We start from the raw sequence: 18,753 nt of genomic DNA on the forward strand, positions 1-18,753 counted from the left end.
GGTGTTCGTGGGGGGCGGGCGCTTAAGTATACCGGGAGTGCAGGAATGGTTGACGGCGCCGAATCGCGTGAATAGTATACCAAACCGTACCGTATATAAATTGGCCCGCTCGCCCCGCACCCTCCGGAGATCCGCCCGTGCGCTCTGTCCTGTCTTCCCGTCTCTCCCTGCTCCTGGCCGTGGCGGCCGCCCTGCTGTCGAGCGCCTGCGGCGCCCCTCCGGGCGGCCCGCCGCCGCCGGAGGGCACCCCGGAGATGGGTGTCATCACCGTCTCCACCCGGCCGATCGCGCTGACCACCGAATTGCCCGGGCGCACGCTGCCGTACCTGATCGCCGACGTGCGGCCGCAGGTCAACGGCATCATTCAGGTACGCAAGTTCCGCGAGGGCGGCGAGGTCAAGGCCGGCGAAACGCTGTACCAGATCGACCCGTCCACCTATCGCGCCGCCTACGACAGCAACGTGGCCGCGCTGGGCAAGGCCCAGGCCACGCTGCGCAGCGCGCGGCTGAAGGCCGAGCGCTACCGCGAACTGGTCAAGGTGTCGGCGATCAGCAAGCAGGACAACGACGATGCCGACGCCGCGCTGGGCCAGGCCGAGGCGGATGTCGCCGCGGCCAAGGCCAATGTGGAGAGCGCGCGCATCAATCTTGACCATGCGCGGGTGGACGCGCCGATTTCCGGGCGCATCGGCAAGTCCAGCGTGACCGCCGGCGCGCTGGTGACCGCCAGCCAGGCGACCGCGCTGGCCACGATCCAGCAACTGGACCCGATCTACGTCGACGTCACCCAGCCCAGCGCCGCGCTGCTGCGGCTCAAGCAGGCGCTGGCCAGCGGCGCGCTGGAAAAGGCCGACGCCACCGCGGCCAAGGTGTCGCTGTTGATGGAGGACGGCAGCCCGTACCCGCTGCAGGGACGGCTGGAGTTCTCCGATGTCACCGTCGACCAGAACACCGGCTCGATCACCGTGCGCGCGGTCTTCCCCAATCCGAACGCGGACCTGTTGCCCGGCATGTACGTGCGTGCGGTGTTGCAGGAAGGCACCAGCGACCAGGCGATCCTGGTACCGCAGCAGGCGGTGTCGCGCAACGGTGCCGGCAAGCCGACCGCGTACGTGGTCGGCGGCGACCACACGCTGCAACTGCGCGTGCTGGAGACCGACCGCGCGATCGGCGACCAATGGCTGGTGCGCAGCGGGCTCAAGCCCGGCGAGCAACTGGTGGTCGAAGGCCTGTCGCGGGCCAAGCCCGGGGAGACGGTCAAGACCGTGCCGTGGCGGCCGAAGGCCGCGAACGCGGCGCCCGCCGCCGCCGCGGCCGTCCCGCGCGCGGCCAACTGAGGCATCGACCGTCATGGCACGCTTCTTCATCGACCGCCCGATCTTCGCCTGGGTGCTGGCCATCATCGTGATGCTGGCCGGTCTGCTGTCCGTCCTCACCCTGCCCATCGCGCAATACCCGAGCATCGCGCCGCCCGCGGTGGCGATCACCGCCAACTATCCCGGCGCCTCGGCCAAGACCCTCGAGGACACCGTCACCCAGGTCATCGAGCAGAAGATGAAGGGCCTGGACCACCTGAGCTACATGGCCTCCACCAGCGAGTCCAGCGGCCAGGTCACCATCACCCTGACCTTCGACAACGGCACCGACCCGGACACCGCGCAGGTGCAGGTGCAGAACAAGCTGTCGCTGGCCACGCCGTTGCTGCCGCAGGAAGTGCAGCAGCAGGGCGTCACCGTGACCAAGTCGGCGACCAACTTCCTCAACGTGCTGGCCTTCACCTCCGAGGACGGCAGCATGAGCGCGTCGGACCTGTCCGACTACGTCGCCGCCAATGTGCAGGAAACGATCAGCCGCGTCGAAGGCGTCGGCGACACCACCTTGTTCGGCTCGCAGTACGCGATGCGCCTCTGGCTGGACCCCAACAAGCTCAGCAACTTCGGCCTGACCCCGCTGGACGTGAAGACCGCGGTGCAGGCGCAGAACGCGCAGGTCTCGGCCGGCCAGCTCGGCGCCTTGCCGGCGGCAGCCAACCAGCAGCTCAACGCCACCATCACCGCGCAGACGCGGCTGAAGACCGCCGCCGAGTTCGAGGACATCCTGCTGCGCACGCAGCCCGACGGTGCGCAGGTGCGGTTGCGCGACGTGGCCCGGATCGAACTGGGCAGCGAGAGCTACAACAGCGCCGGCCGCTACAACGGCAAGCCCGCCGCCGGCCTGGCGATCAAGCTGGCCACCGGCGCCAACGCGCTGGACACGGTCAAGGCGATCGATGCCAGCATGGCCGAGCAGGAGAAGTTCTTCCCGCCGGGCATGAAGGTGCAGAAGCCGTACGACACCACGCCGTTCGTGCGCATCTCGATCGAGGAGGTGGTGCGCACCCTGGTGGAGGCGGTGGTGCTGGTGTTCCTGGTGATGTACCTGTTCCTGCAGAACTTCCGCGCCACGCTGATTCCGACCATCGCCGTGCCGGTGGTGCTGCTGGGCACCTTCGGCGTGCTGGCGGTGTTCGGCTTCACCATCAACACGCTGACCATGTTCGCGATGGTGCTGGCGATCGGCCTGCTGGTGGACGATGCCATCGTGGTGGTGGAGAACGTCGAGCGGGTGATGAGCGAGGAGCAGTTGCCGCCGAAGGAAGCCACGCGCAAGTCGATGGGGCAGATCACCGGCGCGCTGGTCGGCGTGGCCCTGGTGCTGGCCGCAGTGTTCGTGCCGATGGCGTTCTTCGGCGGTTCCACCGGCGTCATCTATCGCCAGTTCTCGATCACCATCGTCGCAGCGATGACGCTGTCGGTGCTGGTGGCGATGGTGCTGACCCCGGCGCTGTGCGCGACCTTGCTCAAGCCGGCCAAGCAGCACGGCATGGCCACCACCGGCTTCTTCGGCTGGTTCAACCGCGTGTTCGACCGCGGCAACGGCCGCTACCAGGGCATCGTTCGGCACATGCTGGGCAAGGGTTGGCGCTACATGATCGGCTATGCGGTGGTGCTGGCGCTGGTGGTGTTCGGCTTCATGAAACTGCCGGTCGGGTTCCTGCCCGACGAAGACCAGGGCACGCTGTTCGTGCTGATCCAGTTGCCGCCCGGCGCCACCGCGGTGCGCACCGATGCGGTGATCCGCCAGGTCGAGCAGCACTTCCTGGTCGACCAGAAGGATTCGGTCTCCGGCGTGTTCGCCGTCAATGGCTTCAGTTTCGCCGGCAGCGGGCAGAACCTGGGTCTGGCCTTCGTCAAGCTGCGGCCGTGGGACGAGCGCACCGGCAAGGACCAGAGCGTGACCGCGGTGGCCGCCAAGGCCGGCAAGGTCTTCGCCGGCATCCGCGACGCCAGGGTGTTCGCGTTCGCGCCGCCGGCGGTGTCGGAACTGGGCAATGCCACCGGCTTCGACCTGATGCTGCAGGATCGCGCCAACCTCGGCCACGACGCGCTGATGCAGGCGCGCAACCAGTTGCTGGCCGAACTGTCCAAGGACCAGCGGCTGGTCGCGGTGCGCCCGAACGGGCAGGAGGACACGCCGGAGTTCAAGCTGGACATCGACGCGCACAAGGCCGAGACGCTGGGCCTGTCGATCTCCGACATCAACGCCACGTTCTCCAGCGCCTGGGGCAGCAGCTACGTCAACGACTTCATCGACAAGGGCCGGGTCAAGAAGGTGATGCTGCAGGCCGAAGCGCCGTACCGCATGCTGCCGGAGGACATCGACCGCTGGTACGTGCGCAACGGCGCCGGCGAGATGGTCGCGTTCAGTTCCTTCGCCACGGCCGGCTGGACCATGGGCTCGCCGCGCCTGGAGCGGTACAACAGCCTGCCGTCGGTGGAGATCTTGGGCATGGCCAAGCCGGGCGCGGCCTCCAGCGGGCAGGCCCTGGCCATCGTCGAGGCCGCCGCGGCCAAGCTGCCGCCGGGCATCGGCTACGAATGGACCGGGTTGTCGCGGCAGGAGAAGGCGTCCAGCGGCCAGACCGGCCTGCTGTACGGACTGTCGATCCTGATCGTGTTCCTGTGCCTGGCGGCGCTGTACGAAAGCTGGTCGATCCCGTTCGCGGTGATCCTGGTGGTGCCGCTGGGCGTGATCGGCGCGCTGCTCGGCGCGGTGCTCACCTGGAAGATGAACGATGTCTACTTCCAGGTGGGCCTGCTGACCACCATCGGCCTGGCCTGCAAGAACGCGATCCTGATCGTGGAGTTCGCCAAGGAACTGCACGAGGGCGGCAAGAGCCTGGTCGAGGCGGCACTGGAAGCGGCGCGCATGCGCCTGCGGCCGATCCTGATGACCTCGCTGGCGTTCATCCTCGGCGTGGTGCCGCTGGTGCTGGGCAGCGGCGCCGGCGCCGGCGCGCAGCACGCGCTGGGCACCGCGGTGATCGGCGGCATGCTGTCGGGCACGGTGCTGGCGATCTTCTTCGTGCCGCTATTCTTCGTGCTGGTGTGCGGCCTGTTGAAGCGCCGCACCGGGTCCGCTCCGGATCCGTCCGCCACGCCTGCCGCGGGAGGCGCCTGACATGGTGCGTTCGCGCTTCGCGCCGCTGTTGCTGGCGCTGGCGATACCGGCCCTGCGCGCCGGCTGCAGCCTGATGCCGGCCTATGCGCGTCAGGCCGCAAAGGCATTGGGCGGCGGTCGGGTGGAAGCGCCAGACACGGCGATGGCCTCGGCGAGCCGCTAGCCATGGCCCGCGGTGGACGCGCCGGGCCGCGCCGCCGCGCCGGCAGCGCCTTCGTCGCCAGGCGCCAGGCGATCCTGGCGGCGGCCAGGCGCCTGTTCGTGGAGGCGGGGTTCGACACCACCAGCATGGATGCGATCGCCGTCCATGCCGGTGTTTCCAAGGCCACGCTGTACGCGCACTTCCTCGACAAGAAGGACCTGTTCCTGTGCGCGCTGGAAGAGACGCTGCGGCAGGCGCCCGATCCGTGGCAGGCGCTGCCCTCCGTGGACGGGCCGTTGCGCGCGCGCCTGGCGGCGGTGGCGCACGTGCTGCTCGACGTCATCGCCGGGCTGGCGCTGGACGAGATCCGGCGCATGCTGGCCGGCTGTGCGCGGCACGCCTTCGTGCGCCGCGACGTGTTCTGGGAGCTGTGCTTCGAGCGCTACCACCTGGCGATGCAGGCGGTGCTGGCGCGCGAGGTCGAACGCGGCGAACTGGCGGTGCCCGATCCGGCGCAGGCCTCCCGCCAGTTCTTCGGCCTGATCGCGGCCGGGCCGCTGCTGCGGATGCGCTCGGCGGCGCTGTCGGGCGCCGGAGGCGACTGGACGCACCAGGATGTCGGGGCCTCGGTGGAGGTGTTCCTGCGCATCTACGGTGCCGGACGCGCCTGCGGCTAGCCGTCGCGGCGCGCCCGGTGCCGCGACGGCTAGCCGCAGGCGCATCCGGTGCCGCGCCGGAAGCGGCGGGGCGGGCCGGCGCGCACTTGTCGGCGGGCGTGGCCGCGATACCGGACCGGCGCGATCGCGTCTGGCGACCTCGCCGCCGCGCAGGCGCGCACGGCGCCCTTGCTATCCTGCGCCGATCCTCGCGATGTCCCGACGCCCATGCCGAAGCCCAGGTCGCCCGCCGCCTCCCTCCCCATCGCCGCCGCGCACGCGCGCGCGCTGTGGCTGGACGCGCAACGGCTGACCAGCCCGGCGCCATTCGGCGCCGGCGTCGAGGCGGTGCGGCAGGCGACCGCGCATCTGGGCTACGTGCAGATCGACACTATCCACGTGATCGAGCGCAGCCATCACCACGTGCTGTACACCCGCATTCCCGACTACCGCAGGCAGGACCTGGAGCAGGCCCAGGCGCAGGACAAGTCGGTGTTTGAATACTGGACGCATGCGCTGGCCTACGTGCCGGTCGCCGACTACCGCATGTATGTGGCGCAGATGGCGCGCTATCGCGCCGAGGCGGACGCGGCCGGCAGGATCGATCCGGCCGATTACGCCAAGCTGCTGCGCCGCATCCGCAACGACGGGCCGTTGTCGATCCGCGACATCGACGACGACGTGCTGGTCGAGAAGACCCATCCGTGGGGCAGCCGCAAGCCCTCGCGCGCGGCGTTGCGCTACGGCTTCTTCAGCGGCGACCTGGTGGTCAGCCAGCGCAGCGGCATGCTCAAGACCTACGACCTGGCCACGCGCCATTTCGGCTGGACGCGGCGCCCGCGCCCGGCCAGCGCCGCGCAGTACGCGCGCTACCTGCTGCAGCGCGCCTTGCGCGCGCAGGGCGTGGTCGGCGTGGATTCGATCTGCTACGGCGACGCCGGCGCCAAGCCCGCGGTGCGCGCGCTGCTCGCCGCCGCGGTCGCCGCCCGGCGCCTGGTGCCGGTGCACCTGCAGGGTCAGGAGCGGGGCGCGCTCTGGGTCGAGCCGGCGTTGCTGGAGCGGGTCCCACCGGTGCCGGACCCGAGCGTCGCGCATCTGCTGTCGCCGTTCGACCCGCTGGTGATCCAGCGCAAGCGGCTGCAGCTGTTCTTCGACTACGAACACCGCTTCGAGGCCTACGTGCCGGCGGCGCAGCGGGTGCTCGGCTACTTCGCGCTGCCGGTGCTGGTCGGCGACCGCATCGTCGCCGCGCTCGATCTGAAGATGGACCGCCAGGGCGGCCGCCTGCTGGTGCAGAAGTGGACCTGGCTGGTGCCGCGGCGGCCGGCGCTGAAGGCGGCGATCGAGGCGGCGCTGCACCGCTTCGAACACTTCCATTTGCGCTAGCGACGGCGCGCGACCGAGCGTCGCGTTCGCGCCGGACCCTCACCCCAACCCCTCTCCCGGTGGAGCGGGGGCTAGGCTGTGCCACCCGCGCAGTTCTTCGTACTGATCGGCAGCGCGTCGGCGTTGCGCGGATGGCTGCCCGGGGCACTGCAGCGGCCGGGCGCGCGTTGCCCGGAAAGCGCGGTCGCATTGTCGGCGCGCGGCTATCGCGCGGACGCGCATCCTGCGCCGGCATCGCGCTGCGCGCCGCCGCCGGATCCTAGGCGGGCCGTGCGGCCGCGAGCGGACGCTGTTCGCGGATCGGTAGATTGACCAGCGCCGCCGCCACCGCCAGGGCCATGTCGGCGTACCACATCCACTGGTAGTTGCCGAAGCGCTCCAGCGCCACGCCGCCGAGCCAGGCGCCGAAGAAGCCGCCGATCTGGTGCGACAGCAGGGTCAGGCCGAACAGGGTGCCCAGGTAGCGGGGCCCGAACAGTTTGCCGATCAGGCCGGCGGTGGGCGGGACCGTCGCCAACCAGGTGAAACCGAGCGCGGCGGCGAACAGGTAGAAGGTCAGCGGCGTCGGCGGCGCGACCAGGTACAGGGCGATCAGCACCGCGCGGCTGGCGTACATCGCCAGCAGCAGCCACTTCATGCGCACGCGCTCGCCGAGCTTGCCGGCGATCAGGCTGCCGGCGACGTTGAACAGGCCGATCAGCGCGATGGCGATGGCCGACACGCTGGGCGCCAGCCCGCACAACGCGATTTCCCCGGGCAGGTGGGTCACCAGGAAGGCGATGTGCACGCCACAGGTGAAAAAGCCCAGGTGCAGGCACCAATAGCTGCGGTCGCGCAGGGCGACGCGCACCTGCGCGCGCAAGCCGCCGTCCGCCGCGACCGCCGTCGCCACATTGGCTTGCGCCTTGCCCTTGCGGCGCAGCGGCCAGGCCAGCGGCAGGGTCAGCAGCGACAGCGCGGCCATGCCGGTCATCGCCATCGCCCAGCCGGCCGCGCCGATCATCCATTGCACCAGCGGCGCGAACGCGAACTGGCCGAGCGAGCCGCCGGCGTTGATCAGCCCGGCGGCGAACGAGCGCTGTTCCGGCGCGAGGCGATGCGCGGTGGCGCCGATCAGCACCGAGAAGCTGCCGGCACCGGCGCCCGCTGCGGCGAGCAGGCCCAGGCTGACGATCAGGCCCCATTCGCTCGGCATCCAGGGCGCCAGCCCCAGGCCCAACGCCAGCAACAGCCCGCCCAGCCATAGCACCGGCAACGGACCGCGCTGGTCGGCGATGGCGCCGAACACCGGCTGCACCGCGCCCCATACGAACTGGCCGACCGCCAGCGCGAAGCTGATCGCGGCGATGCCGACGCCGCTGCTGCGGTGGATCGGTTCGACGAACAGGCCGGTGGTCTGGCGCGCGCCCATGGTCAGCATCAGCGTCGCCGAGGCGATGAGCAGCAGGCCCCAGTGGCGGCCGGCCCGCGCGTGCGGCGCCGCGGCGCTCATGCGGCGGCGTCCTCGCGCTCGGCGCACAGCGCGCGTTCCAGTTGCCGCAATTGGCGGTGCAGGGTGGCGATGGCGGCATCGCCGGCCAGCGCGTCGATGCGCGCCTGCGCGCGTTCCCAATGCGGCAGCGCGCGCTTGAGCAGGCGCCGGCCGGCGGCGCTGATCACCACCAGCTTCTGCCGCGCATCGTCGCCGCGGCGTTGCTCGATCCAGCCGGCCGCCTGCATCGGCTTGAGGTTGCGCGACAGCGTGCTGCGGTCCATGCCCAGGCGCTCGGCCAGCGCGCCCAGCTGCTGCGCGGTGCCGGCGCGGCGCAGGATCGAATACTCGTTCAGGCTCAGCCCCACCGCACTGAGTTCGCGGTCGTAGACCTGCGAGGTCCGCCGCGCCGCTCGGCGCAGCAGGAAGCAGGTGCAGCGGCAGGGGGCCGTGTCGTCCATGTCCGGCAAATTACGTGCATATGCATGTAATTGGCAAGCGCCGGGCGGAGAAGGTGGCGCATCGCCGCCATTCAAGGGCGACGCTGGCAGGGCATGTCCCGGTGGTCGACGGTATACTTCGAGCGCTTCCATCCGCAACGGCCAGCGCGGCGCTTGCCGCGTCCGTGCGCCGCCGGGTTGCGCTGACCTGGCCACGCCGCACGCACGAGGCACGGCCCATGGCGGGTGCGTCGTATACTCGCCGCCTCGTGCAAGAACGGCGCAGCGGGTGCGGTCACATGCGGCTGATCCTCGAAGACGCCGAGCAGTCCCTCACCGAGCAGGAGCTGGACGAATTCCAGCAGCGCTTCGATGCGCGGTTGCCGGCGGGGTTCAGGCGATTCTATCTGCGGCACAATGGCGGCGACCTGTCAGAGGACAACGGCGGCAACGATGTTCTGCTGCGCGGTTTCACGCCGATCAAGTACGGCGTCGCCCCGATCGAGCGTGTCTACCGCGACCTGATCGACAGCGTCCCCTCGCTGCAGGGAATGCTTCCCTTCGCCTACGACGAGGGCGGCAATTCCTTCCTGTTGTCGCTCAGGGAAGACGACCACGGAAGCATCTACCTCTACCTGATGGTCGAGGCGGAACTGGCATGGGTCTGCGATTCCTTTGACGAGTTCATCGCCGACCTCACGGGCTGAGCGGCCGCCGCCTAGTTCTTGCAGGCCGCTGCCGCCGCTTCGCTTGCGCCTGCGCCGACCGCCTCCGCCACTGCACGCGCCAGGCCGGCGCGGGTGTACGGCTTGGGCAGGCGCGGCAACTGCGGGTGCGCGCCGGGCGGCAGGTCGGTGTAGCCGGACACCAGCAGGATCGGTTGCGCCGGCCGCGCCGCGCGGATCGCCATCGTCAGTTGCATGCCGGTCATGTCCGGCATCGCGTAATCGGTCACCACCAGGTCGAAGCTGCGCTGCTGCAACCGGCGCAGCGCCTCGGGACCGGAGTCGGCGACGGTGACGTGGTGGCCGAGTTCGTCGAGCATCTGCGCCGTGTTGGCGAGCACCAGCGGATCGTCGTCCACCACCAGGATCGCCAGCGGGCCGGCCGCGCCCGCAGGCGCCGCGGACGCGCGCGGTGCCGGTGCGGCGGCGACAGCGACCTCCGCGCTGGCGGCAGGCAACCAGATTTCCGCGGTGGTGCCCAGGCCGGGCGTGCTGTGGATCAACAGCGCGCCGCCGCATTGCTGGGCCAGCCCATGCACCATCGACAGGCCCAGGCCGGTGCCCTTGCCGACGCCCTTGGTGGTGAAGAACGGTTCGGCGGCGCGCTTGAGCGTGGCCTCGTCCATGCCGGTGCCGGTATCGGTGACCGCCAGGCACACGTAGCGGCCGGGACGCAGCCCGTCGGCCGCGTGCCTGCGCTGCGCCGCGCGCGCGGCGATCAGGATGCGGCCCTGGCCGTCCATCGCGTCGCGCGCGTTGACCGCCAGGTTCAGCAGCGCGGTTTCCAACTGGTTGGCGTCGGTCTCGACCGCGGGCAGGTGCGCCGGCAATTGCAGCTGCAGCGCGATGGTCGCGCCCAGCGAGCGTTCCAGCAGGTCGGTCATGCCCTCGACCAGGGCCTTCACGTCGAGCCGTTCGGTCTGCAGGTCCTGCTTGCGCGCGAACGCCAGCATGCGCGCGGTCAGCGCGGCGCCGCGCTCGGCGCCGGCGGTGGCGTTGTCCAGCAGCCGCTGCAGCCGCGGGTCGTCGGGGACGCGCGCGCGCAGCAGTTCGAGGTTGCCGAGGATCACCGTCAGCAGGTTGTTGAAGTCGTGCGCGATGCCGCCGGTGAGGTTGCCGATTTCCTCCATCTTCTGCGCTTGCCGCAGCGCCTTCTCGGCCATGATCCGCGCGGTCATCTCCACCGCCTCGAACACCAGGCCGACCGCCGCGCCGGCCGGGTCCAGCACCGGCCGCAGCGACAGGTCGAAGGCGCGCACGCCGGTGGGCAAGTGCAAGGTCATGCTCATGTGTTCGGTGGCGCCGGCGGCGGCGCGGCGTACCGCCGCCTCGACCAGCTCCGGTGCGCCCTCGGTGCCGGCGAACCACGGCGTGGTCCACAGCGGCCAACCGCGGATGTCGTCCAGGCGCGCGGCGATGCCCTGCAGCGCGGTGGCGTTGGTGTAGCGCAGGCGGCCGTCCAGGTCCAGCAGGCCCTGGAACAGATGCGAGGTTTCCAGCACGGTGCGGATATGCGACTGGCTCTGCGCCAGCTCGGCGGTGCGCTCGTCCACCTTGCGCTCCAGTTCGCGCAGGAAGCGTTGTTCGTCGAGCCTGCGCTGCGTCTCCGAACGCACCCGCTCGATGTGCGCCCAGGAACGCTCGGTGACCTCGGTCAGCAAGGCCAGTTCCTCCTGGGTCCAGCGGTGCGGATCCTTGTCGTGGACCGCCATCAGCGCGGTCAGGCGCCCTTCCTTGACCAGCGGCATGCAGATGGTGGCGGTGACCCCGATCCGCTGGAACGTGGCCGCCTCCTCCGGCGGCAACTGCACGCGGTTGTCGTCCAGCACGAGCGGCAGGCCGGCGCGCAGCCTGGCGACCGCCAGTTGGCCGAAGGCCGCCAGGCTGTAGTGGCCGGCGATGCTGCGCGAGCCCGAGGCGTTCCATTCGCCGCGGATGGTGAAGCCGTCCTGGTCCGCATCCATGTCCGCGTAGGCGCACACCGACACGTCCAGGTGCTGGCCGAGCATGCGCGTGGTGGTGGTGAGCACGACGCTGGCGTCGGTGCTGGCGGCGGTGGCCTTGCTCAGCGCGTCGAGGAAGCGCAGGCGGCGCTCGTTGGCGCGCAGCGCATCGGCGGCCAGATGCTGCTTGGTGACGTCGTGGCCTTCGACGAAGATGCCGGTGACCTGGCCGTCGGGTCCCGTCACCGGCTGGCAGACGAAATCGAGGATGCGTTCGGAAGCCTGGCCGTCGTGGCGCAACTGGATCTTGGCCGCGTTGGCGACGACGGCGGTGCCGGTGCGGTAGGCGTTGTCCAGGATGTCGATGAACTCCTGTTCCGCGAGCTCCTGCAGCACGGCGCGGATCGGCCGTCCGAGCAGGGCGCGGCCGCCGCTGAGGCGCACGAACGCCGGGTTGGCCAGTTCGATCACGTGCTCCGCGCCTGACAGCATCAACATCAGCCCGGGCGCCTGGTCGAACAGCCGCGCCAGGCGCGTGCGTTCGGCCTGGATCTGCGCCTGCGCGCGCACCCGTTCGCTGGTGTCCACGACGAAGGCGATGACGCCGCCCGGCCGCCCGTCGTCGTCCAGCACCGGCGAATAATCCAGGTCCATCCACACTTGTTCCGGCCGGCCGTGGCGATGCAGGGTCAGTTCCTGGTCCTTGTACGACAGCGTCTTGCCGGCCAGTCCCACCTTCATCACGTTGTCGTTGAACTCGGCCACTTCCGCCCAGCCCTGGCGCACCTGCGAACCGAGCAGTTGCGGATGCCGCGCGCCGGCGAACACGGCATAGGCGTCGTTGTAGATCATGATGCCTTCCGGGCCCCACAGCAGCACGATCGGCAGCGGCGAGCGCAGCAGCAGCGCGGTCACCGTGCGCAGGCTTTGCGGCCACTGCGGCAACGGCCCCACCGAGGTGCGCGACCAGTCGAAGCGGCCGATCAGCGCGCCGGTCTGGCCGCCGCCGCGCAGGAACGCCGCCGCATCGGCGGCGGCGTCGGGAGTCGGGTGGTCGAGGCTCATGGGGGGCGTGCGATGTGGTGCTGGTCGACGGCGGTACTCTACCGGAGCGTCGTGCGGCGGCCGTGATCCGGCGTTCATGCGCGCGGCCGCTGCCGGGCCGCCGGCCGCGCGCGCCGTGGCGGGGATGGCGTACGGGACGCCGTGCCGCGCCTGCGCGGCGAGGGGACGCAGGCCGGTGCGACGCGGTGGCCGAGCGCGAACGGATCGTGTCTTCACGGAGGCCTGCTTAGTCTGGCGCTTCCATTCCCGCCCGCGCGATCGCATGTCCGCCGCCCGCCACTGTCTCCACGCCGCTCTCGTCGCCTGCCAGGAACGCGCACCCGCCGTGCTGGCGGTGGTGATGGGCAGCGAGGGTTCCACCTATGCGGGCGCTGGTGCGATCGCGCTGTTCGGGGCCGATGGCGCGCAGCACGGCTGGCTCAGCGGCGGTTGCCTGGAGCCGGAGATCGCACGCTGCGCGGCGCGCGCGGCGGCCGCCGGCGAGGTGGCATGGATGGAGATCGACACGCGCGACGACGCCGATCTGTTGTCCGGCTCGGCGGTGGGGTGCCGCGGACGCCTGCACCTGGCCTTGTTGCCGTTGCCGGCGCTGCCCGGCTTCGCGCGCCTGGCGCAGGCATGGCTGCAGCGGCGCGGCGGCCTGAGCCTGGCGCTGGATGGCGACGGCGGCATCGTCGCGGCAGTGGCCGACGCCACGTTGCAGTGGCGCCTGCCGTGCCGTGCGTGGGAGGGCGCGACCGCCTGCGCCGGGCAGGTGCGGATTCCGCCGCCGCCGCGGGTCAGCGTCTTCGGCGCCGGCCCGGAAACCGCCACGCTGGTGCCATTGCTGCGGCAACTGGGATGGATGACCACACTGGTCGAGCAGCGCCCGCGCTGGGTGGCGCAGGCGGCGTTGGCCGACCAGGCCCTGGCCTGCATGCCGGCGCGCGCGCTGGCCGCGTGCGCCGACAGCGACGCGGCATTGGTGATGCACCATCACTTCGAACTGGACCGCGAGGCCTTGGAGGCGCTGGCGGCCAGCGCGATCCCGTTCGTGGGCCTGCTCGGGCCGGCGCGCCGGCGCGAGGATCTGTTCCGGCTTCTGCGACCGCAGCAGCAGGCGCAACTGCGGCCGCGGCTGCATGCGCCGATCGGCTTGCGGCTCGGCGGCAGCGGCGCGGAGGCGATCGCGCTGAGCATCGCCGCGCAGTTGCAGGCGACCCGCGCCGCGCCGGCGCAACTGCACGCGGTACCGCCGCTGCGTGGCGCCACGCCGTGCGCAGATGCCGAGGCACGGGCCATGGCGACGCCGGTGCCGCTGCAGGCCGGGGGTGGGCGATGAACGCGACGCATGCGGCCTTGATCCTGGCCGCCGGCGGCAGTCGCCGCCTTGGTCAGCTCAAACAGGCGCTGACCCGCGACGGCGAGCCGCTGCTGCGGCGCACCGTGCGTCTGGCGCTGGCCACCGCGCCGGCGCGCTGCGTGGTGGTGCTGGGCGCGCATGACGCGGCGCTGCGTCCGCTGCTGGACGGATTGCCGGTGGAACTGGTGCGCAATCCGCACTGGTCCGCGGGCATGGGCGGCAGCCTCGCCTGTCTGCGTGCGGCGGTGCAGGGCGATGCCGCGCTCAGCCATAGCCTGATCCTGGGCTGCGACCAGCCGGCGCTGGAAGCGGCGCACCTGCAGGATCTGTTGGCGGCGGCGGGTCGCGCCGCGTCCGGCTGCGCGGTCAGCGGCTACGCCGGCATCCGCGGCATGCCCGTCGTGGTGGCGCAGCCGCGCTGGCGCGCGCTGCGCCTGCAGGGCGACCAGGGCCTGCGCGCGCTGTTCGACGCGATGGCGCCGGACAGCCTCGGCTGCATCGTTGCGCCGGCGCTGGCGCTGGATGTGGACACGCCGCAGGATCTGCTGGCGGCGGTGGAGCGCGGTTGGTTGGATCCGTAACGTGGGTGTTGCGGTGGCTTGAAGACGGAATGGTCGTCGGCTTCGTTCGTCGCGGCTGAAGCCGCTCCTACAGGGATTTGCGGGTGGGTGGCTGGTGTGCTGTGGGAGGAACTTCAGTCCCGACTGCGTCCGGCATCGGATGGCGGGCCGCTTTGTTCGTCGCGGCTGAAACCGCTCCTGTAGGGATCGCGAGGGCAGGGCAGGTTGAAAGGTGGATTTCGCTCGATGGCGAGGCTATCGCACCGCTGCCAACATCGCGCCTCGCATCGATGGCCTCGCCTCAACCGATCAGCTTGTCCGGGGTGATCGGCAGTTCGCGGATACGCTTGCCGGTGGCATGGAACACTGCGTTGGCGATCGCCGCGGGAATGCCGACCATGCCCAGTTCGCCCATGCCCTTGACCCCGAGCGCATTGACGACGCGGTCCTGCTCTTCGACGAACATGGTCTCGATCTGCTGGACGTCGGCGTTGACCGGCACGTGGTAGTCGGCCAGCGAGGCGTTGAGCATGCGCCCGTAGCGATGATCGACCTCGGTGCCCTCGCTGAGCGCCATGCCGATGCCCATCACCACCGCGCCGATCTCCTGGCTGTGCGAGGTCAGCGGGTTCATGATCTTGCCGCAGGCGGTGGCCTCGATGACCCGGGTCACCTGCACCATGCCGGTATCCGGATCGACCTTGACCTCGATGAACTGCGCGCCGTGCGCGGCGGTCGCGTATTTCTTGCGCTCTGCGGAAGGCTTGGATTCGTGCACCACTTCCAGTTCCTGCAGGCCGTGCTGGCGCATCAACCTGGTCACCTCCAGGCCCGCCTCGGGCTTGCCGAGCGGTCGCAGGCGGCCGTTGGCCAGTTCCACCTTGTCCACGTCCAGCCCGGCGAAGGCGGCCTGGCCATCCTGCCGCGCCAGCTCCAGCAGCTTGCCGCGGATCTCGCGCGCGGCGCCGTGGATGGCGCTGCCGACGCTGGCGGTGGTCCACGAGCCGCCCTGCGACGGCGCCTTCGGCAGGCGCGTGTCGCCGAGTTCGAACTGCACGCGCTTGGCGTCCAGGCCCAGGTACTCGGCGGCGATCAGGGTCATCACCGTGTAGGTGCCGGGGCCGATGTCGGCGGTGGCGCTGCCGACCACGGCGCTGCCGTCGGCCTTGAGCAGCACCCGCGCCAGCGCCGGCATCTGCATCGCCGGCCAGGTGCCGGTGGCCATGCCCCAGCCGACCAGCAGGCGGCCGTCGCGCATCGAGCGCGGCTCGGGGGTGCGCTTGCTCCAGCCGAAGGTCTCCGCGCCCAACTGGTAGCACTCGCGCAGCGCCTTGCTGGAGAATGGCTTGCCGGTCTCCGGGTCGGTCTCGGCGTAGTTGGCCAGGCGCAGCTGCAAGGGATCCATCTTCAGCGCGTAGGCCAGTTCGTCCATCGCGCACTCGATGCCGAACATCTGGCTGATCGCGCCGGGCGCGCGCATCGCCTGCGGCGTCGGCAGGTCGGTGTCCACCACTTCGAAGCGGTCCTCGACGTTGGGGCAGGCGTACAGCCCGCGCGCATTGCGCAGGAACGCCTCGTTGAACGCCTCGATGCGCGAGGTGTTCAGTACGTGCCGGTAGCGGATCGCCTGCAGCTTGCCGGCGGCGTCGGCGCCCAGCGCCAGCTCCACGCGGTAGTAGGGGCGGTAGCCGTGGCCGCTGAACATCTGCCGGCGGGTGTAGACGATCTTGACCGGGCGCCCGACCGCCTTGGACACCGCGCCGAGCAGGAAGGTGTAGTAGTTCGGACGCAGGCACGAGCCGAACGCGCCGCCGACGAACAGCGACACCACGTTGACTCGCTCGATCGGGATGCCGAAATAGCCGGCCAACTGCTCGCGGTCCTGGTGGACGTTCTGGCTCTTGTTGATCACGGTCAGCGTGTCGCCGATCCAGTAGCCGATGCCGCCGTGCGGTTCCATCGGGTTGTGGTGCTCGATCGGCATGGTGTACGCGGCCTGCACCTTGACCGGTGCGCCCGCGAACGCCGCGGCCGGCGTGCCGCGCGGCTTCGGCGACTGCTCCGGCGTCGGGTCGTAGGCCTGGTCGAGCAGCGCGACGAAATCGGTCTGCGGCGTTTCTTGCGCGTACTCGACCTGGATCAGCCGCGCCGCGTACCGCGCCTGCTCGAAGCTGGCGGCGACCACCACCGCGATCGGTTGCGCGCTGAAATGGATGCGATCGTCGACCAGGGCGCGGAACGACAGGTCCTCGCCCTTCTTCTTGACCGCGTCGGACACCGGCTTGATGGAATTGAGGTGGGTCAGCACCTTGATCACGCCCGGTGCGGCCTCGGCGGCGCGGGTGTCCATGCGCACGATGCGGCCCTTGGCGATCGTGCTGGTGAGGATGTAGCCGTGGACCAGATGCGGGATCTGGAATTCCGCGGCGTAGCGCGCCTTGCCGGTGACCTTGGCGTAGCCGTCGACGCGGCGCATTTCCTTGCCGATGTAGTTCATTGCGCAGTCTCCGGTTCGGCACTCACGCGGCGTCGCCGCCGCTGGCGCGATGCAGGGCGCGGATCATCGCGTGCGTGCCCGTCGGTACCTTGTAGGCGTTGTGCGCCAGCGGACGCGCCGCGGCCATCTCGGCCTGCGCGGCGGCGGCGAAGGCGGCCTCGCCCACGCGCTGCCCGCGCAAGGCGCGTTCGGCGGCGTGCGCGCGCCACGGCTTGTGCGCCACGCCGCCCATCGCGATCCGCGCCTCGCCGATGCGCCCGTCCGGCTCCAGCGCCAGCGCCGCGGCCACCGAAACCAGGGCGAAGGCATAGCTGGCGCGGTCGCGCACCTTCAGATAGTGGCTGTGCGCGGCGAAGCGCGGCGCCGGCAATACGATCGCCTCGATCAGTTCGCCATGCGCCAGTTGATTGTCCAGGTCGGCGCGCGCGTCGGGCAGCAGGTGGAAGTCGGCGAAGGCGATCTCGCGGCGCGTGCCGGCCGGCGTGCGCACCTGCACCGTGGCGTCCAGCGCGGCCAGCGCCACGCACATGTCGGAAGGGTGCACCGCCACGCAGTGTTCGCTGTGGCCGAAGATGGCATGGGTGCGGTTGAGTCCCTCGCGTGCGCCGCAGCCGCTGCCGGGACTGCGCTTGTTGCAGGGCAGGGCGGTGTCGTAGAAGTAGCCGCAGCGCGTGCGCTGCAGCAGGTTGCCGCCGTTGGTGGCCATGTTGCGCAGCTGCATCGTCGCCCCGGCCAGGATCGCCTGGCTCAGCAGCGGATAGCGCGCGCGCACCAGCGGATGGTTGGCGGTGCGGGTGTTGTTGGCCAGCGCGCCCAGGCGCAGGCCGCCCTCGGCGGTCTCGGCGATCTCGGCCAGGTCCTGGAGCCGGGTCAGGTCGACGATCTCGTCGGCGCCGGTCACGCCTTCCTTCATCAGATCCAGCAGGTTGGTGCCGCCGCCCAGGAAGCGCGCCTGCGGATTGGCGGCGACGCGGCGTACCGCGTCCTCGGCGGAACTGGCGCGCTGGTACTTAAACGGCGTCATCGGCCACCTCCTTCGCCATCTTCAGCGCGGTCAGCTCGGACTGGTCCACGTAGCGCCAGGTCAGCGGCCGCGGCGCGCCGCCGCTGTGCACGTCCTGGATCGCGGCGACGATCTTGGGGTAGGCGCCGCAGCGGCAGATGTTGCCGCTCATGCGTTCGCGCACCTCGGCGTCGCTGAGCGCGGTCACCGGCTGGCGTACGTCGGCGCTGACATGGCTGGCGTCGCCGCGCTTGATTTCCTCCAGCAGCGCCACCGCCGAGCAGATCTGGCCCGGCGTGCAGTAGCCGCACTGGAAGCTGTCGTGCTGCACGAACGCGGCCTGCATCGGATGCAGCCGTTCGCCGTCGGCCAGGCCTTCGATGGTGGTGATCCGCGTGTCCTCGGCCTGCGCGGCCAGGGTCAGGCAGGACAGCCGCCGCTCGCCGTCCACGATCACCGTGCATGCGCCGCACTGGCCGTGGTCGCAGCCCTTCTTGGTGCCGGTCAGGGCCAGGTGCTCGCGCAGCGCGTCCAGCAGCGTGGTGCGCGGATCCAGCCGCAGCGCGTGGCGCTGGCCATTGACCTGCAGCGTCACCGGCATCGCATTCTGCGGCGGCGTCGGCGCGCTCGCCGGCGCGGCGAAGGCGGCCTCGCTGAAGGCGATCTGGCCGCCCGCGCCGCTCAGCCCGGCGGCCGAGAGCAGGGCGAGGAATTCGCGCCGGGACAGGCCGTTGATGCCGAGCCGGCGCGCCAGCGCGGCCTCGTCGGCGCTGAGCGGCGCGTCCTGCGGCGCTTCGGCGCTGCCGGGCGTTGTCTGGGACGGATGGGGATCGTGCTGCATCGGTCTCTCCTGCCTGGGGGACCGCCGCGCCGCCGCGCGTGGCGCGGCGGAGGCAGGCGGTACGACCTGGGTAGCGGCGCCGCCGTCGAAGCCGGCAACGGACGCGCGATGGCGACCTGTCCGAGGATTGCAGCGCCGCCGCGAAGGATGTGCGAAGAGGCGCCGCGCGCGCCTTCTGTAGG

Annotated in this window: 14 protein-coding genes; 8 read left to right on the forward strand and 6 right to left on the reverse strand. The window is 70.9% G+C overall.

Annotation, left to right across the window (positions count from 1 at the left end; all coding sequences use genetic code 11):
- Positions 1 to 137 precede the first annotated feature (137 nt).
- From AB3X07_RS08140 to AB3X07_RS08160, 5 genes are all read left to right on the forward strand, one after another.
- On the forward strand, positions 138 to 1,337 hold the full coding sequence (locus AB3X07_RS08140; RefSeq protein ID WP_369943920.1) for an efflux RND transporter periplasmic adaptor subunit: 1,200 nt from the start codon (positions 138 to 140) through the stop codon (positions 1,335 to 1,337).
- A 13-nt stretch (positions 1,338 to 1,350) separates the two neighbouring features.
- A complete protein-coding gene (locus AB3X07_RS08145; RefSeq protein ID WP_369943921.1) occupies positions 1,351 to 4,500 on the forward strand; it encodes an efflux RND transporter permease subunit in 3,150 nt (1,049 codons plus the stop codon).
- 1 nt (position 4,501) lies between these two features.
- On the forward strand, positions 4,502 to 4,663 hold the full coding sequence (locus AB3X07_RS08150) for a hypothetical protein (protein WP_369943922.1): 162 nt from the start codon (positions 4,502 to 4,504) through the stop codon (positions 4,661 to 4,663).
- A 2-nt stretch (positions 4,664 to 4,665) separates the two neighbouring features.
- Complete coding sequence (locus AB3X07_RS08155) at positions 4,666 to 5,319, forward strand: TetR/AcrR family transcriptional regulator (protein ID WP_369943923.1); 654 nt, start codon at positions 4,666 to 4,668, stop codon at positions 5,317 to 5,319.
- A gap of 207 nt (positions 5,320 to 5,526) precedes the next feature.
- Positions 5,527 to 6,684, forward strand: a complete 1,158-nt coding sequence (locus AB3X07_RS08160; RefSeq protein ID WP_369943924.1) for a winged helix-turn-helix domain-containing protein — start codon at positions 5,527 to 5,529, stop codon at positions 6,682 to 6,684.
- A gap of 259 nt (positions 6,685 to 6,943) precedes the next feature.
- On the opposite strand, the gene AB3X07_RS08165 is transcribed toward AB3X07_RS08160, so the two are convergent.
- Positions 6,944 to 8,176 carry an MFS transporter gene (locus AB3X07_RS08165; RefSeq protein ID WP_369943925.1) on the reverse strand — a complete coding sequence of 411 codons (1,233 nt, stop codon included), beginning with the start codon at positions 8,174 to 8,176 and terminating at the stop codon, positions 6,944 to 6,946.
- Entirely contained in the window at positions 8,173 to 8,616 is a 444-nt protein-coding gene (locus tag AB3X07_RS08170; protein WP_369943926.1) for a MarR family winged helix-turn-helix transcriptional regulator, read from the reverse strand. Before AB3X07_RS08170 ends, AB3X07_RS08165 begins: the two co-directional genes overlap by 4 nt.
- Positions 8,617 to 8,894: 278 nt before the next feature.
- On the opposite strand from AB3X07_RS08170, the gene AB3X07_RS08175 reads away from it, so the two are divergent.
- Positions 8,895 to 9,302, forward strand: coding sequence for an SMI1/KNR4 family protein (locus tag AB3X07_RS08175; protein WP_369943927.1), 408 nt, complete (start codon positions 8,895 to 8,897; stop codon positions 9,300 to 9,302).
- 11 nt (positions 9,303 to 9,313) lie between these two features.
- Here the strand turns inward: AB3X07_RS08175 and AB3X07_RS08180 are convergent, their stop codons facing one another.
- Positions 9,314 to 12,328, reverse strand: a complete 3,015-nt coding sequence (locus AB3X07_RS08180) for a PAS domain-containing protein (RefSeq protein WP_369943928.1) — start codon at positions 12,326 to 12,328, stop codon at positions 9,314 to 9,316.
- Between the two features lie 262 nt (positions 12,329 to 12,590).
- Between AB3X07_RS08180 and AB3X07_RS08185 the strand changes: the two genes are divergently transcribed.
- Positions 12,591 to 13,649 carry an XdhC family protein gene (locus AB3X07_RS08185; RefSeq protein WP_369943929.1) on the forward strand — a complete coding sequence of 353 codons (1,059 nt, stop codon included), beginning with the start codon at positions 12,591 to 12,593 and terminating at the stop codon, positions 13,647 to 13,649.
- On the forward strand, positions 13,646 to 14,251 hold the full coding sequence (locus tag AB3X07_RS08190; RefSeq protein ID WP_369943930.1) for a nucleotidyltransferase family protein: 606 nt from the start codon (positions 13,646 to 13,648) through the stop codon (positions 14,249 to 14,251). The genes AB3X07_RS08185 and AB3X07_RS08190 overlap by 4 nt, the downstream gene beginning before the upstream one ends.
- 280 nt (positions 14,252 to 14,531) lie before the next feature.
- Here the strand turns inward: AB3X07_RS08190 and AB3X07_RS08195 are convergent, their stop codons facing one another.
- Genes AB3X07_RS08195 through AB3X07_RS08205 form a run of 3 tightly spaced genes read right to left on the reverse strand, consistent with a single transcriptional unit; the run spans position 14,532 to position 18,571 of the window.
- Positions 14,532 to 16,727: a xanthine dehydrogenase family protein molybdopterin-binding subunit gene (locus tag AB3X07_RS08195; protein WP_369943931.1), complete on the reverse strand. Its 2,196-nt coding sequence runs from the start codon at positions 16,725 to 16,727 to the stop codon at positions 14,532 to 14,534.
- A gap of 22 nt (positions 16,728 to 16,749) precedes the next feature.
- Positions 16,750 to 17,751, reverse strand: coding sequence for an FAD binding domain-containing protein (locus AB3X07_RS08200; RefSeq protein WP_369943932.1), 1,002 nt, complete (start codon positions 17,749 to 17,751; stop codon positions 16,750 to 16,752).
- Positions 17,738 to 18,571, reverse strand: a complete 834-nt coding sequence (locus tag AB3X07_RS08205) for a 2Fe-2S iron-sulfur cluster-binding protein (protein WP_369943933.1) — start codon at positions 18,569 to 18,571, stop codon at positions 17,738 to 17,740. The genes AB3X07_RS08200 and AB3X07_RS08205 overlap by 14 nt, the downstream gene beginning before the upstream one ends.
- Positions 18,572 to 18,753: the final 182 nt, after the last annotated feature.

The sequence above is a fragment of the Xanthomonas sp. DAR 35659 genome (genome assembly GCF_041242975.1).
In the GTDB taxonomy this organism is placed as follows: domain Bacteria; phylum Pseudomonadota; class Gammaproteobacteria; order Xanthomonadales; family Xanthomonadaceae; genus Xanthomonas_A; species Xanthomonas_A medicagonis.

What these genes read in the sequence shown, in the direction of transcription:
- AB3X07_RS08145 (WP_369943921.1), top strand. Translation starts at nt 1,351, where the DNA reads ATGGCACGCTTCTTCATCGACCGCCCGATCTTCGCCTGGGTGCTGGCC.
- AB3X07_RS08150 (WP_369943922.1), top strand. Translation starts at nt 4,502, where the DNA reads ATGGTGCGTTCGCGCTTCGCGCCGCTGTTGCTGGCGCTGGCGATACCG.
- AB3X07_RS08155 (WP_369943923.1), top strand. Translation starts at nt 4,666, where the DNA reads ATGGCCCGCGGTGGACGCGCCGGGCCGCGCCGCCGCGCCGGCAGCGCC.
- AB3X07_RS08160 (WP_369943924.1), top strand. Translation starts at nt 5,527, where the DNA reads ATGCCGAAGCCCAGGTCGCCCGCCGCCTCCCTCCCCATCGCCGCCGCG.
- AB3X07_RS08165 (WP_369943925.1), bottom strand. Translation starts at nt 8,176, where the DNA reads ATGAGCGCCGCGGCGCCGCACGCGCGGGCCGGCCGCCACTGGGGCCTG.
- AB3X07_RS08170 (WP_369943926.1), bottom strand. Translation starts at nt 8,616, where the DNA reads ATGGACGACACGGCCCCCTGCCGCTGCACCTGCTTCCTGCTGCGCCGA.
- AB3X07_RS08175 (WP_369943927.1), top strand. Translation starts at nt 8,895, where the DNA reads ATGCGGCTGATCCTCGAAGACGCCGAGCAGTCCCTCACCGAGCAGGAG.
- AB3X07_RS08180 (WP_369943928.1), bottom strand. Translation starts at nt 12,328, where the DNA reads ATGAGCCTCGACCACCCGACTCCCGACGCCGCCGCCGATGCGGCGGCG.
- AB3X07_RS08185 (WP_369943929.1), top strand. Translation starts at nt 12,591, where the DNA reads ATGTCCGCCGCCCGCCACTGTCTCCACGCCGCTCTCGTCGCCTGCCAG.
- AB3X07_RS08190 (WP_369943930.1), top strand. Translation starts at nt 13,646, where the DNA reads ATGAACGCGACGCATGCGGCCTTGATCCTGGCCGCCGGCGGCAGTCGC.
- AB3X07_RS08195 (WP_369943931.1), bottom strand. Translation starts at nt 16,727, where the DNA reads ATGAACTACATCGGCAAGGAAATGCGCCGCGTCGACGGCTACGCCAAG.
- AB3X07_RS08200 (WP_369943932.1), bottom strand. Translation starts at nt 17,751, where the DNA reads ATGACGCCGTTTAAGTACCAGCGCGCCAGTTCCGCCGAGGACGCGGTA.
- AB3X07_RS08205 (WP_369943933.1), bottom strand. Translation starts at nt 18,571, where the DNA reads ATGCAGCACGATCCCCATCCGTCCCAGACAACGCCCGGCAGCGCCGAA.